Genomic DNA, 607 nt, shown 5'->3' on the forward strand with positions numbered 1-607 from the left:
TTAAGTAATACTAAATAGTTTCGGTGTGACAACTGCGATTCAATTTGTTAAGTTGTGTGGCTTTTATAACAGTGGACGAAATTTATGAAGACAGTTTTAGTTATATCTTTATTGGGTTTTGGGCTGATTGGTTGTGCTTCATCTACATATAATTCTCAAGAAAATTATTTAAATAACGCTCCAACTACTCCAGTGAATAAAGCATTTAATAGTTTTAAAACACCTGAACACGGAATTTTTACTGATCAAGATGTCCATAATATGCCGGAAAATTCAAATATGAATTTTCGCTACGAAGTCCCTTTTTAAAGAAAAATAAAGCATTAATTTAAACAAAGGTAGATAAGGATGGCTGACTACCTTTGCTGGCTAGGAATAATCAATGATTAATACCGCCTTCGAGTGGTTTTTTAAAATTTAAACTGTTAAATTTTAATTATTGAAAAAAGGTACTTTAAATGAAAAACTTCACTATTATTGCTTCTTTATTTTTATTAGTTGGGTGTACGACTGGCCATAAACAAGTTCCTCCTGTTCAAGTGACTGATAATAAGATTACTTCAGAGGCTGAAAAATATAAAAAGCAATATCAAAAGAAAATTTATAA

1 protein-coding gene and 1 pseudogene are annotated in these 607 nt (G+C 29.8%); both read left to right on the top strand.

Features of this window, described 5'->3' with window-relative positions:
* The first annotated feature begins 84 nt into the window (after positions 1-84).
* On the top strand, positions 85-309 hold the full coding sequence (locus tag NL42_RS19145) for a hypothetical protein (RefSeq protein ID WP_461313957.1): 225 nt from the start codon (positions 85-87) through the stop codon (positions 307-309).
* Positions 310-458: 149 nt separating this feature from the next.
* Positions 459-607, top strand: a pseudogene (locus tag NL42_RS19150) (energy transducer TonB); the annotation flags it as partial.

The sequence above is a fragment of the Acinetobacter sp. GN11 genome, assembly GCF_054823985.1.

Bases quoted from the DNA above. Each gene is read 5' to 3' on its own strand.
- NL42_RS19145 (WP_461313957.1), top strand. From the start codon at position 85: ATGAAGACAGTTTTAGTTATATCTTTATTGGGTTTTGGGCTGATTGGT.